Source organism: Polynucleobacter sp. JS-JIR-II-c23 (assembly GCF_035011225.1).
GTDB lineage: Bacteria > Pseudomonadota > Gammaproteobacteria > Burkholderiales > Burkholderiaceae > Polynucleobacter.
Genome location: NZ_JAYGQT010000001.1, coordinates 1,377,356 through 1,390,623, shown reverse-complemented (window position 1 = coordinate 1,390,623; position 13,268 = coordinate 1,377,356). Strand labels below are relative to the sequence as shown.

Below are 13,268 nucleotides of genomic sequence, written 5' to 3'. Positions count from 1 at the left end.
TTGAGCGCAGGTCTGTTGCGCAATTCGTTCAAGGGAGCAGCTACGGCTGCTCCTTTTTTTCCGACATTGCTTGATCAGATGCCCAATGCCATCGTGGTATTTGAGGCTGAGAACCAACAATTGGTGTACGTGAACCCGGCTGCCGAGTCAGCCTTGGACCTCTCGCGTAAATCACTTGAGGGTCAATCTGTGCACAACTTATTTGGTGACAACTTAGCATTAAGTGACATGATTTCTGAGGTGAAACAGGGTCATGTATTGGCCCAACGCCAAGAAATGGTTTTGCATTCATTGCCGGGCAGCATTCATCAAGACTCCATTCCAGCGCATGTAGTGGTTGCAGCTTTAGAGGATCCCGCACTGATCATGATGGAGTGGTTTCCGATTGATCAACAGTTGCGGAGTGAGCGCGATGAACGCGTGACACAGCAAGTTGAAGCAAATAAACACTTAATGCGTAACTTGGCGCATGAGATTAAAAACCCATTGGGTGGTATTCGTGGGGCAGCACAGCTTTTGGAGTTTGAGTTACCAGACAAAGGCTTGCGCGAGTATACGCAAGTCATTATTAAAGAGTCAGATCGCCTGCAGACTTTGGTTGATCGTCTCTTGGCACCGCATCGCAAGGCGCACGTGATGGAATCTTTCAATGTGCACGAAGCATTAGAGCGCGTGCGTAGTCTAGTCTTGGCAGAGTTTCCAAAAGGTTTACGAATTATTCGTAACTACGATACAAGTCTGCCCGATGTCTTGGGCGACCGAGAGCAATTGATTCAGGCAACCTTAAATATTGTGCATAACGCTGCACAAGCGCTTTCTGAAGAGATTAGCAGCGGTACTGCGCAAATTGAACTGAAGACCCGTGTGGCACGTTCCGTCACGATTGCAAAGCATCGCTACAAATTGGCGATGGATCTGCATGTGATTGACAACGGCCCCGGCATTCCGGAAGAAATTATTGAGCGCATCTTTTTCCCATTGGTTTCGGGAAGAGAGGGTGGTAGTGGGCTTGGTCTGACCCTTGCGCAAACCTTTGTACAGCAGCATCAGGGATCTATTGCTTGTAATAGCCGTCCAGGGCGCACCGATTTTCATATTCAAATTCCATACCGTAGGCAGGAGAAAGCATCATGAAACCAATTTGGATCGTTGACGATGATCAATCTATTCGTTGGGTCTTAGAGAAAGCGCTAGCGCGTGAAAATATTCCGCATAAGAGCTTCTCTAATCCAAATGATGTGCTCAATGCCCTCGAAAAAGAATCCCCTCAGGTGCTGATTTCTGATATCCGTATGCCGCGTGGCAACGGCTTGGATTTATTGCAGCACGTGAAAGCAAGTCATCCGAATTTACCAGTCATCATCATGACAGCGTATTCTGATTTGGACTCCGCTGTCTCTTCATTTCAAGGTGGTGCATTTGAATACCTCACCAAACCTTTTGATGTCGAAAAGGCGATTGAATTAATTCATCGTGCGGTAGAGCAGGGTATCCGTAATGACTCTGGTGCGAAAGAGTTAACTGCGTGGAGACAAGACGCCACTGAGATTATTGGTCAAGCACCAGCAATGCAGGAAATTTTTCGTGCCATTGGGCGCTTAGCGCAATCTAACGCCACAGTCCTGATTACTGGAGAGTCCGGCACTGGTAAAGAGTTGGTTGCCCACGCCCTGCATAAGCACAGTCCATGCGCCAAAGGGCCATTTGTCTCCTTAAGTACTTCGGCTGTGCCAAAGGATTTATTGGAGTCGGAGTTATTTGGTCATGAGCGCGGTGCTTTCCCAGGTGCGCAGACTTTGCGTCGAGGCCGTTTTGAACAAGCTGATGGAGGTACTCTATTCTTGGGTGAGGTAGGTGACTTACCTTTTGATCTACAAACCCGTTTACTCCGCGTTCTAACTGACGGACATTTTTATCGCATCGGTGGACAAGACCCGATTAAGGCAAATGTTCGAATCATTGCTTCGACACATCAAAATCTAGATGCAAGAGTCGCTGCTGGGTTCTTCCGTGAAGACTTGTTGCATCGCTTGAATGTGATTCGTTTGCGCATGCCTTCATTGCGTGAGCGTAGTGAAGACATTCCAATGTTAGCTAGACATTTTATGCTGAGCTGCGCTAAGTCTTTGGGCGTTGAACCTAAAAAATTGTCTGATGAAGTTTTAAAAGAAATGAGCGCAATGCCATTTCCAGGGAACGTGCGTCAATTAGAGAACTTATGTCACTGGTTAACAGTAATGACGTCTGCAAACGTGATCGGCGTGAGCGATCTTCCGGCTGACATTATTGCTGAAGCAAGTGAACAGCCTATCATTATTCACGGCGAGTCTTCGCCAAGTAATCCCGTTGCTGCCAAAGTTGCTGTAGGTGACTGGGAGAGTGGTTTGGGGCGTCTGGCTGTCAAGATGTTGCAAGATGGCGATAAAGAAGTTTTTGATGCCTTGACCGCACGTTTTGAAAAGGCAGTATTGCAGGCAGCTCTAGAAGTTACTCGCGGCAGAAGAGTAGAGGCTGCCCAGCGTCTAGGTATTGGCCGTAATACGATTACCCGTAAGTTGCAAGAGCTCGGTATTGATGACTGATTCGGTTCGAATAGCTGCGTGGAATGTGAACTCCTTAAAGGTTCGCCTTCCACAAGTGCTTCGTTGGTTGCAAGATCAAGAAAGCAAGAAACAACCGATTGATGCGCTCTGCTTGCAAGAGCTTAAGCTCACGGATGATAAGTACCCCCATAAAGAGCTGGAAGATGCGGGTTACCTCAGTTTGGCTGCTGGTCAAAAGACTTATAACGGCGTTGCGATCATCTTACGTAAAGCGGCTCTCGCACCTATTGCTTCAGATATAGAAACAGCCTTTCTGAAGCCCGCTAGAAACATACCCAACTACGAAGATGAGCAGCAGCGCATTCTTGCGGCGACAGTGTGCTTTGCTGGTACGAAACCGATGAGACTGGTATCAGCCTATTTTCCAAATGGGCAATCGCCCGATAGCGACAAGTTTCAATACAAACTAGGTTGGTTGAAGGCATTACAAACTTGGTTAACAGAAGAGCTCCAGCAGAACGAACGCTTGGCACTTTTAGGTGACTTTAATATTGCTCCAGCAGATGAAGATGTGCATGACCCTAAGGCATGGGAAGGGCAGAACCTCGTTTCACCACCAGAGCGTGAAGCGTTTCAAGATCTGATTAAGCTTGGCCTCCACGACTCATTCAGAATGTTTGAGCAGGCGCCGAAAACTTTTAGTTGGTGGGATTACCGCATGATGGGTTTCAGAAGAAATGCCGGCATGCGCATTGATCACATTTTGCTGAGTGAGGCGCTCAAGGGAAGATGTAGTGCTAGCACGGTAGATAAAGTGCCTAGAGCCTGGGAGCAGCCTTCGGACCACGCTCCAGTGATCGCGCAGATCCAAAAGTCTTAATCCGTATAAGCCTAGGGCTTACACTAGCCCTGCATTCTGAATCTTGCTTTATCCTTATGATTAGTATCGATAATTTCCGCCCTTAGACAAGGCAATCAGTTTAAAAATTAAGCACTTGAATGCCATTACCTAGAAACACGATTACCCATGCACTCATAATTTCCGGCACCTTGATGCTTGCTGGTTGCATGATGGTTGGCCCAGATTTTGCAAGACCGCCTGTTAAGGCAGTAGATCAATATAAATCAACAGCTCAAACTGAATTTACCGAATCTTTGGGTGAAAACTCAAACAAGATTCTGGACCCAGTAGAGTGGTGGAAAAGCTTTAATGACCCGACGCTCAATGCCTTGCTAAAGCAAGCTACTGCGCAAAACCTTACTTTGCAACAAACTGCGCTGCGGATATACCAACTGCAGGCCCAACTTGGCGTGAGCGATGCCGCATTATTGCCATCCGCCAATTTAAGTGCTTCGTATTCCAATAACCGCAATAGCGCAATTCAAGAAGCGATTAATGATTCCAATAATTTGGTCTCTAAAAATGCTTTGGTGCAGGTGAGTTGGGAGCTAGATTTTTGGGGAAAGAATCGCCGTGGAATTCAGAGCTCGTTAAGCTCCTATTTGTCTGGGGTTGCAGCCTTCTACTCGGCAGATGTGTCTTTAACTGCGGATGTTGCAAATACTTACATCAATATCCGCAACTATGAAGAGCTGATCATGGTTGCTAAAACCAATCTAGCTTTGCAAAAAGAAAGTTTACGTATTGCAGGTGCGCGCTTTAAATACGGTGCCACCTCGATGTTAGATCTGAGTCAGGCGCAAGCCCAGTATGAGCAGACGAAGGCCCAGATTCCGGCTTTGATCGCGAATTTAAAGAAAAACCAGCATGCCATGAGTATTTTGCTGGGCGAGCCTCCTGAGTACTATGAAAAGACTTACGGCAACACTAAGGGAAGTCTGAGACCTCCATCTGAGCTTGGCGTTGGTATGCCAAGAGATTTATTACGTCGCCGCCCAGATGTTCTGCAGGCCGAATTTGATGCTGCCTCTAAGTCCGCCTTGATTGGTGTAAGCAAGGCGCAACTGTTTCCCACTTTTACCTTGGGCGGCCTCTTTGGTTATGCCACCTCAAATTACGGAACCTTATCCTCCGCTAATTTATTTAGTTGGGGCAATAACTCTTCTGGGGTAAACGCTGGAATTTCCTTGCCGCTGTTTTATAGAGGCGCAATTGTGGATCAAGTCCGCGTGCAGGATGCTATTTTCCAGCAGAGTTTGTTGGCCTATCAAAATCAAGTCTTGAATGCTCAGAAGGAAGTTGAAGACTCGCTCATTACTATCTCTACCACTAAAAGTTCAAAAGAGGATTTAACTCGCGGTGTCATTGCGGCGCAAAGTGCTGCAGATTTAGCTCTTGAGCGTTATAAGGCGGGGCAGAATGATTACACCACGGTGATCACTGCACAGCAGAATCTATTAAATATCCAAAACTCCCTAGTCCAAACTTCATCAAACGAACTCATCGGATATGTAGGCGCATTTAAAGCGCTTGGTGGCGGTTGGACTGCGGACATGACTCCTCCTAAGTTGCCAGATCAGATGGTTGCCGATATGACTGATCGCACTGATTGGGGTTCTGTTCTCACTAAGGCGGGCGATCCCTTAACGGTTAAAGTCGGAAAATTTTTGGTAGACGCTCCAGACCCATCAAAGCCCATTCAAGCTATGCCGCCAACTAAATTAGATACACCCAATACAACGACTCCGCCGACCCAGGGAAGTGCTGCGCCATGAAAGATCTATTAATAAAAGCCAAACTTTTGCTGATGCCCTTGTGGGGCAAGCTTGTGACTCTATGGGGCTCGCTCTTAGGAAAATGGAATGCATTCCTAGTAAAGCTAAGCACGGTTGAGATTCCTATTCTTAAGAAGAAACTTTCACCACGCACAATTGGGGTTTCTTTATTAGTGCTCATTGCTTTGGTTGCGTTGATTTGTTTGAAGTCTTGTGGCAAAGAGATTAAGCAGACCCCAATTCCAGTGACAACCGCTCAACCACTGTCTCAAGAGATTCGCAGTTTTGCAACCTTTGACGGTCTGGTTGATCCATACCTCACAGTGAACTTGGATGCACGCGTTAAGGGCTACCTTACTAAGATTGGTTTTGCTGACGGAGCGATGGTGAAGAAGGGCGATCTTCTGTTTGTCATTGAGCAAGACCAATACATACAAGAGGTGAAATTAAAGCAGGCAATTTATACCGAAGCTAAGCTTGAGTATGGTCGTCAAAAATCTTTGCTCAAAGAGAATGCAACCTCGCAAGCAGCCGTTGATAAAGCTTTATCGCAATACCAGCAAGCGGAGGCTAATTTAACGCTCGCAAAGATTAATTTGGGCTATACCGAAATCAGAGCGCCTTTTGATGGCCTCATGGGAAGGCACTTATTGGATGTCGGAACCTATTTGGATAGCACTACCAAAGGTGTACAACTCTCCACTATTCAGCAGATCTCGCCAATTTATGTTTACTTCTCTATTAATGAGCGTGAGTACTTAAAGTTTCAAAAAAGCCAAGATCCAAATGCAGAACGTAAGTCTGAAGTAAATACACTGCCTATCTATGCAGGTCTTCAAGGTGAAGTCGGATATCCTTTTGAGGGCGTCCTTGATTACGCTGCCAATTTGATTTCCACAGAGACTGGGTCCTTGCAATTGCGGGCAATCTTCAAAAATGAGAAGTACGAGTTAATTCCTGGTTTATATGCTCGAGTTATGGCTCAGTATGGTGCGCCAAGACAGGCTTTGCTCCTACCCAAGACCGCTGTAATGACGGATCAAGTGGGTGATTATGTTTTTGTTTTGGATAATGCTATGCGAGCACAACGTCAAGACATTAGCCTGGGTCAGCGCTTTGAGAAGTATGTCGAGATTAGCAAGGGTTTGACTGCCACCAGTAAGGTAGTCATTAATGGATTTATTAATCTGAGTATTAATCAAGTTGCCCAGCCAACAGAGGTCACGCTTGAGGCAATGCCTGCTCGATAATCATGCTCTCTAAATTTTTTATCGAACGGCCGGTACTGGCAAATGTGATTGCCCTAGTCATGCTATTGATTGGGGCGGTTTCCATTAATAGCTTGCCGATTGCTCAGTACCCCAATATTGTTCCACCCACGATTCAGGTAACAGCACGCTATCCAGGTGCAAGCGCCACTCTTGTCCAGCAATTAGTAGCTAGCAATATTGAGACTCAGGTCAATGGTGTAGATGGGATGCTTTATATGGAGTCTGCATCCACCAATGATGGAAACTACACTCTAACGGTTACCTTTAAGGTCGGAACAGATCCTAATTTAGCGCAGGTCAACGTACAAAATCGGGTAGCGATTGCGCTCCCTTCCTTGCCGCAGGCAGTTCAAAAGCAGGGCGTCACTACTAAGACACAATCGACTGCCATCCTGCAGTTCGTAACCCTGACTTCATCCAATCCCGAGTATGACGGCTTATTTTTAAGTAACTTAGCAAACCTCAAGTTACAGCAACGCTTAGCACGATTACCGGGCGTAGCTGCTGCCAACGTCTTTGGTGTGGGCAATTACAGTATGCGAGTTTGGCTTGACCCAGCCCAACTCAAGATGCGCAATCTGACGCCAAGTGATGTCATTGCCGTTATTAATAAGCAAAACGTCTTGCTCACGGCGGGTCAAATTGGTGCTCCGCCCACACCGATGGGCCAAGATTTTCAGCTGACACTCAATGTCACCAGCGCTATGACAACCCCTGAGCAGTTCGGCAGAATTGTTGTCAAGGCTGGCAACAAGGCTGAAATCACGTACTTGCGTGATATCGCCAGAATAGAAATGGGCAGTCAGAACTACAGTCAATTCTTCAAGATTGATGACAAGCCTGCAGGTGGCATAGCCATTTACCAAATGCCGGGTGCCAATGCGATTGCTACCGCACAAGCAGTTCAGGATGAGATGAAGAGTATTGCCAAGACTCTTCCAAAAGAAGTTACTTGGGCTATTCCGTTTGATACCACGATGTTTGTGAAGGCCTCTATTCATGAGGTCTATAAAACGCTTTACGAGGCGGGCATCCTAGTGCTTCTCGTAATCATGATTTTCTTGCAGAACTGGCGTGCCACGCTGGTGCCTGCTACAACAGTGCCTGTCACGATTATTGGCGCATTTGCTTGTATGGCCGCCTTGGGCTTCTCTATCAACTTACTAACCTTGTTTGCAATCGTTCTATGTATCGGTATTGTGGTGGATGATGCGATTGTGGTGGTTGAAGCGGTCTCCAAGAAGGTGGAAGAGGGTGAAGATCCCAAGCAGGGTGCAATTGATGCCATGACTGCTTTGATGGGTCCGATTATTGGTATTACCTTAGTCTTGATGGCCGTGTTTATTCCAGCCTCGTTTATTGCTGGTATCACCGGACAAATGTATCGGCAGTTTGCTTTGGTGATTGCAGCAACTGCTTTGATTAGCGGTATCAATGCGATTACTCTGAAGCCAACCCAGTCAGCGCAGTATCTCAAGCCGATTGACCCTAACAAGGTTAAAAATAAGCTCTATCAAAAATTTGATTTGTATTTCAATCGCTTGGCCACTTGGTATGGACACAAGATTGAAGGCTTGATGAGGAATCGAGCTAAAGCATCGATGGTGGGGATTGCGATTATTGCCGCCTCTCTCATTGGCTTGATGTTTGTGCCATCTGGCTTTATTCCAAACGAAGACCAAGGCTATTTGGTGGTTTCAACTACCTTGCCTGATGCGGCCTCTTTGCAGCGTACCGAGAGTGGCATGAAAAAAGCAGTTGATGTCATCAAGAAGGTTCCTGGTGTTGACACGGTTGTGGTGATCGGCGGCATTAACTTACTGAACAACAGTAGCTCCCAATCCAATGCGGGCGGCTTATACGTCATCATGAAGAAATGGGAAGAGCGGGGCAAAGGTGAGGGCCTGCGTGATATCTATAACAATATGAATCAAGGCCTGAAGCAAGTTCAAGAACTGAAGTCCTTTGTGCTCTTACCACCAGCCATTCCGGGCTTGGGTCTATCGGGTGGTTTTGAGATGAGACTGATGCTGACGGATGGCAGTAATAATTTTGCTAAGTTAGATGCTGCCGCTAAGACCTTTATTGCTGAGGCGCAAAAGCATCCAGAGATCATGATGATCTTTACGCCATTTCAGAATAATGTTCCTCAACTCCAGCTTAGCTTTAATGTGGGTAGGGCTGAAACTTTTGGTGTCGATATCGGTGATGCTTATGACGTACTGCAATCCTATCTTGGATCTTCTTACGTCAATCAATTCTTCAAATACGGACAAACCTACCAAGTGTATGTGCAGGCTGATGGTAAATACCGCAACGCTGTAGAGCAGATCAATCGCCTGTATGTAAAAAATAAGAGTGGCAATATGGTTCCGCTCGGATCATTCATTGATGTCAAAGATACTACTGGACCAGCGTTTGCATCACAGTTTCAGCTCTATCCTTCTGCTGCCGTCTTAGGTGCGGCTAATGATGGCTATAGCTCTGGACAAGCAATGAAGGTGCTCGCGCAGGTGGCTGCTAAGACTTTGCCGGATGGTATTGCTTATCAGTGGGCCGGCATGTCTTATCAAGAAGATTTGGTCGGAAACACGGTGATCTTGATCTTTGCTTTATCAATCTTGTTGGTCTACTTAGTGCTCGCAGCGCAATATGAAACTTGGATAGCGCCGCTAGCAGTTCTCACCGCAGTGCCACTTTCTTTATCAGGAACGGTATTGGCTTTATTGCTTACGGGCCTACCAAACAACATTTATGTTCAGATTGGTCTGGTGTTGATGATCGCTCTTTCTTGTAAGAACTCTATTTTGATTGTTGAGGTCGCTATTGAGTGCAGACATAAAGGCATGAGTTTTGTTGATGCCGCACTAGAGGCTTCTAGAGAGCGCTTTAGACCAATCGTCATGACATCGATTGCCTTTATTTTGGGCGTCATGCCTTTGCTTTTATCTACTGGTGCAGGTGCTGCAGCACGTATCTCCCTAGGTATTACGGTATTCAGCGGCATGATCGCTTCTACCTGCCTTGCAGTGGCATTGGTGCCGGTATTCTATGTTGAAATCGAAACCTTCTTTGAGCGCCGTGCAAACAAGAAAGCTACCAAGAGTCAGTAATAAAGAGTCAGTAATATAAACGAAGCAAACAGGATTTATTGATGACCGCGGGATCTTAGTGTTTAATGATATTTTTGGATCCTAACTTACCCATTTAAGCGATGAAAAAAATGACTCCTATTTCTACTTTGGTTTTAGCGCTTGGTACAGCCCTAAGCATTCTATCTTCTGCTGTGTATGCCGATCCGCCTGTTCCTCCTTTTTATGAGGAAGTTATCAAAATGAGTCCTGACGGCAAGCTTGGGCAAATTCTGAAGAAAGAAAAAATCAAGACATCTGTTAAGGGTGCTCAAGCCTGGAAGATTGCTTATATCACTTCTGATGTTGGCGGACGCAAGCATCTTGCGACCGGCTTGGTAGTGGCCCCCATCGGTACTCCGCCTAAGGAAGGTAGACCAATCATGGCTTGGGGGCATGGGACAACTGGTGCAGCTCAAAATTGCGGCCCTTCACAAGTCCTTAATCCAACAGTGCCTCTCAATGAATACTTTTTAGTTGGTGGAAATTCTTGGACGGATTACGGCATCCCAAGTGTTGAAGAATTTATCAAAGACGGATATGTAGTAGTTGCAACGGATTACCAAGGCCTGGGTGGTGGAGGCGAGCATCAATATGCTTTAGCAGCAACTAATGCTATGGATATGATTGATTCGGCTAGAGCTGCTAGCGCTTTAAAGGAGGCTGGCGCTGGTAAGAAGACGATTATCTATGGTTGGTCGCAAGGTGGTGGCGCTGTGGTCGCCGCAGCAAGCATGCCAGAATACATCGCCAAAACAGGAACGATTGCTGATGGTATTGAACTCGTTGGCGTGGTTGCCTTGGCTCCAGATGATATTGCCATCATGATGCCCAATTCCACTGTAGATGAAGTAAGCGCACAAAAATCATTGAGCGGAATCGTTAAGATGTTTACTGGCAATGTTTTTGATTTTTCACACATGGCAATGAGTATGTGGGGTGTAATGGCCGGCAACCCAAACCTTAAACTCACCGATATCTTTACGAGTGACGGCGCTAAGGTGCTAGATGAGATTATCCGAAACAAGTGTATGCATGCTGTTGCGGATACACTGAATTTCAATTACAGCAGCCAATACAAAACATTATTAAAAGATCAATTTACCAATTCTCTTGAGTGGACAAAAGCCATGGTTAAGGGCAGCGTGAATCCTGTGAAACCCATTGCACCGGTGGTTATCTATTGGGGAAATAAGGACACCACAAATCCCCCAATCATGGGTAAGCTCTACCAGGAGCAGATGTGTAAATTAGGAGGCAATGTGAATCGGATTCAGTTGCCAGGAGATCAGTCTCATTTCACAACTCCTGGAGCCTCTGCACCCCTATATCAGGCCTGGATTAAAGATAGACTAGCAGGTAAGCCGGCACTAAATAATTGTCAGCTAGCAGCCCAGCTCCCAAGTTAATTCAGGAGCTTACTAATAAAAAACCCATCTATAGCGATGGGTTTTTTATTTAGAGCTTTAGATTTAACTCTTATGCTAATCCGCCATGACGCAATAAGGCATCAATGCTTGGCTCTCTACCCCTAAAGGCTTTAAAAGATTCAGCAGCAGGGCGACTGCCACCAACCTCTAAAATCTCTTCACGATAACGAGCACCTGTTTTCTCATCTAAGACACTGCCAGTGATTTTTGCTGCTTCCTCAAAAGCTGAGTAGACATCAGCAGATAACACTTCCGCCCACTTATAGCTGTAATAGCCAGCTGCATAACCACCAGCAAAGATATGGCTAAAGGTATTGATCCAACGAGAGATGGCTGGTTGTGGAATGACGTTAAATTGATCGGCAATCGCTCTGGATAGGTCTAATACTGCGTGACCTTGAGCATTCTTCGCATCAAAGCTCGCATGTAAGCGCCAGTCGGTGAGAGACATGACGATCTGACGCAGCGTCATATAACCGTTCTGGAAATTCTTGGCGGCGAGGATCTTATCAAAGAGCTCACGCGGTAAAGGTTTGCCGGCTTCAGCATGCGCTGTCATTTTCTCCAACACTTCCCACTCCCAGCAGAAGTTTTCCATAAACTGGCTTGGTAACTCTACCGCATCCCACTCAACGCCATTGATGCCTGAAACGCCTAAAGCGCTAACTTGAGTTAGTAGGTGGTGCAAACCATGGCCGCTCTCATGGAATAGTGTGATGACATCATCGTGAGTAATGGTAGGTTGACGTAACACGCCGTCTACCTTCACGGGAGGTGCAAAGTTGCAGACTAAATAAGCAACGGGTACTTGAATTTCACCATTGGGCAAGACCCTTCGACCGCGTGCGTCGTCCATCCAGGCGCCGCCTCGTTTGCCAGGGCGAGCATAGGGGTCTAGGTAAAAATAAGCCACGATATTGCCCTTGGTGTTCTTAACGGAGAAGGATTGCACGTCAGTATGCCAAGTGGGTAAATCTGCCGACTCAATTTTCACGCCAAACAAAGTCTGAATGACTTGGAAGAGCCCATCTAATACTTTAGGCAGGGGGAAGTATTGCTTGAGCTCATTCTCTGAAAAGGAATAGCGTTCTTGCTTCAATCTTTCGGAAGCAAAAGCAACATCCCACGGCTCCAATCCATCAACAATAGATAGCTCTGTCTTGGCAAAATCAGAAAGCTCCTTCCAATCCTTTAATGCAAATGGTTTTGCTTTCTGTGCGAAGTTGGTCAGGAATGAATCAACCTCATCAACACTGCTAGCCATCTTCGGAGCTAAACTCAGGGCGGCATAGTTTTTGAAACCCAGCATACGCGCTTCTTCGTCGCGCAGTCTTAATTGGTCAAGCATATTCTGAGCGTTGTCCCAATCCAATTTACCCTTGGCGTATTGAGGCGCAAGCTCTGAAGCTCGCGTGACATAGGCCTCATACATCAAGCGACGCAGCGCTCGGTTTTCTGAATACTGCATAACGGGGTAATAAGAGGGGAAGTGCAGAGTAAAGGCCCAGCCCTGGAGGCTCTTCTGCTGAGCAGTATCTGCAGCAGCTGCAATAGCGTCCTCAGGCAAACCTATCAAATCAGCTTTATCAGTGATGAGGTGAATAAAGCCATCGGTAGCATCTAGAACATGATCTGAAAAGGCTTTACCTAAGCTTGCTTGCTCATCTTGAATTTGTGAAAAGCGCGGCTTGTCTGCATCACTCAACTCAGCTCCACCCAGACGAAAGTCTCGTAAAGAGTTTTCAATCACTTTCTTCTGCGCAGTACTCAGTTTTGTAAAGTCAGGAGCTTTACTGAGTTCTTTAAACTTTTTGTAGAGCTCTAAATTTTGCCCAAGACTCGAAAAGAAGGCAGTGACCTTGGGTAGCATCTCGCCATAGGCAGCGCGCAACTCCGGAGTATCAGCAACGCTATTGAGGTGAGAGATCACCCCCCATGACCTACCAAAAAACTCAGTAGCATCTTCTAGAGGCTCGGCCAATGCGTCCCAAGTCGAAGGAGTGCTTGGATTGACTGCTATATCTACTGCATCTTGTGCATGCTTGAGCAAATACTCTATCGCAGGTGCAATATGCTCAGGCTTCACTTCTGAGTAAGCTGCAATGCCACGACCAAAAGTCACTAAAGGGTTATTTTGTAATTCTGCTGGGAGAGAGCTGGAGAGGGATGTAGTCATCCCTCTAGCTTAATGGACTGAGGGTAATTTTGCCAAAAGTC

The 13,268-nt window shown here is 46.4% G+C and carries 8 protein-coding genes; 7 read left to right on the top strand and 1 reads right to left on the bottom strand.

Annotated features, from left to right (window positions below):
• Positions 1–12: 12 nt before the first annotated feature.
• From glnL to VC159_RS07040, 7 genes are all read left to right on the top strand, one after another.
• Positions 13–1,134 carry a nitrogen regulation protein NR(II) gene (gene glnL, locus VC159_RS07070; protein ID WP_416350443.1) on the top strand — a complete coding sequence of 374 codons (1,122 nt, stop codon included), beginning with the start codon at positions 13–15 and terminating at the stop codon, positions 1,132–1,134.
• On the top strand, positions 1,131–2,582 hold the full coding sequence (gene ntrC / locus VC159_RS07065) for a nitrogen regulation protein NR(I) (RefSeq protein WP_323473151.1): 1,452 nt from the start codon (positions 1,131–1,133) through the stop codon (positions 2,580–2,582). The genes glnL and ntrC overlap by 4 nt, the downstream gene beginning before the upstream one ends.
• Positions 2,575–3,423 (top strand): exodeoxyribonuclease III, encoded by an 849-nt coding sequence (xth, locus tag VC159_RS07060; protein WP_323473150.1) that lies wholly within the window; start codon positions 2,575–2,577, stop codon positions 3,421–3,423. The genes ntrC and xth overlap by 8 nt, the downstream gene beginning before the upstream one ends.
• 119 nt (positions 3,424–3,542) lie before the next feature.
• Positions 3,543–5,219, top strand: a complete 1,677-nt coding sequence (locus VC159_RS07055) for an efflux transporter outer membrane subunit (RefSeq protein ID WP_323473149.1) — start codon at positions 3,543–3,545, stop codon at positions 5,217–5,219.
• Positions 5,216–6,469, top strand: coding sequence for an efflux RND transporter periplasmic adaptor subunit (locus VC159_RS07050; protein ID WP_323473148.1), 1,254 nt, complete (start codon positions 5,216–5,218; stop codon positions 6,467–6,469). The genes VC159_RS07055 and VC159_RS07050 overlap by 4 nt, the downstream gene beginning before the upstream one ends.
• A 2-nt stretch (positions 6,470–6,471) precedes the next feature.
• Positions 6,472–9,603 carry an efflux RND transporter permease subunit gene (locus VC159_RS07045; protein ID WP_323473147.1) on the top strand — a complete coding sequence of 1,044 codons (3,132 nt, stop codon included), beginning with the start codon at positions 6,472–6,474 and terminating at the stop codon, positions 9,601–9,603.
• Between the two features lie 110 nt (positions 9,604–9,713).
• Positions 9,714–11,030: a lipase family protein gene (locus VC159_RS07040; protein ID WP_323473146.1), complete on the top strand. Its 1,317-nt coding sequence runs from the start codon at positions 9,714–9,716 to the stop codon at positions 11,028–11,030.
• A gap of 70 nt (positions 11,031–11,100) precedes the next feature.
• Here VC159_RS07040 and VC159_RS07035 read toward each other — a convergent pair whose 3' ends face one another.
• Positions 11,101–13,227 (bottom strand): M3 family metallopeptidase, encoded by a 2,127-nt coding sequence (locus VC159_RS07035; protein WP_323473145.1) that lies wholly within the window; start codon positions 13,225–13,227, stop codon positions 11,101–11,103.
• Between the last annotated feature and the right edge of the window lie 41 nt (positions 13,228–13,268).

Coding starts and splice junctions, on each gene's coding strand:
- ntrC (WP_323473151.1), top strand. CDS start 1,131: ATGAAACCAATTTGGATCGTTGACGATGATCAATCTATTCGTTGGGTC.
- xth (WP_323473150.1), top strand. CDS start 2,575: ATGACTGATTCGGTTCGAATAGCTGCGTGGAATGTGAACTCCTTAAAG.
- VC159_RS07055 (WP_323473149.1), top strand. CDS start 3,543: ATGCCATTACCTAGAAACACGATTACCCATGCACTCATAATTTCCGGC.
- VC159_RS07050 (WP_323473148.1), top strand. CDS start 5,216: ATGAAAGATCTATTAATAAAAGCCAAACTTTTGCTGATGCCCTTGTGG.
- VC159_RS07045 (WP_323473147.1), top strand. CDS start 6,472: ATGCTCTCTAAATTTTTTATCGAACGGCCGGTACTGGCAAATGTGATT.
- VC159_RS07040 (WP_323473146.1), top strand. CDS start 9,714: ATGACTCCTATTTCTACTTTGGTTTTAGCGCTTGGTACAGCCCTAAGC.
- VC159_RS07035 (WP_323473145.1), bottom strand. CDS start 13,227: ATGACTACATCCCTCTCCAGCTCTCTCCCAGCAGAATTACAAAATAAC.